This is a genomic window from Dietzia massiliensis, from assembly GCF_018390595.1.
Lineage (GTDB): Bacteria > Actinomycetota > Actinomycetes > Mycobacteriales > Mycobacteriaceae > Dietzia > Dietzia massiliensis.
In genome coordinates this window covers 1-407 of record NZ_JAHBAV010000250.1, presented here as the reverse complement: position 1 = coordinate 407, position 407 = coordinate 1, and the positions used below count along the sequence as shown (strand labels likewise).

The following is a 407-nucleotide window of genomic DNA, read 5'->3' as shown; positions in this document are numbered from 1 at the left end:
ATGTCAGCGAGCAGTATCAGGAAATCCGGCCGGTGGTGGTGGAGGTCAACAAACTGATGGCACGCATCGACGCCGCCAATCAGCGCGAGAAACGCTTTATGGCCGATGCGGCGCACGAACTGCGCACGCCGATCGCCGCCGTGCTGGCGCAGCTGCATCTGCTGACCCAGGTCAGCGAGCAGCAGGAGCGCCGGGAGATCATCGGCGACATGCAGCAGGGGCTGGATCGCGCGGCGTCGCTGTCGCGCCAGCTGATCAACCTGGCCAAGCTGGAGGCGGAAGATTTTCCGCTGAAAATCGAGGCGGTGGACATCTACGCAGAGATCGGAAAATGCATCGCGCAGCACGTCCCCTATGCGCTGGAAAAGGATGTGGAACTCTCGCTCGACGGCAGCGAGGACGTGGTG

Annotated in this window: 1 protein-coding gene; it reads left to right on the top strand. The window is 62.7% G+C overall.

The genetic code is table 11. From position 1 onward, the window contains the following. The coding region (locus tag KHA85_RS20475) for a histidine kinase dimerization/phospho-acceptor domain-containing protein (RefSeq protein WP_272875192.1) at nt 1-407 on the top strand (407 nt) is incomplete at both ends.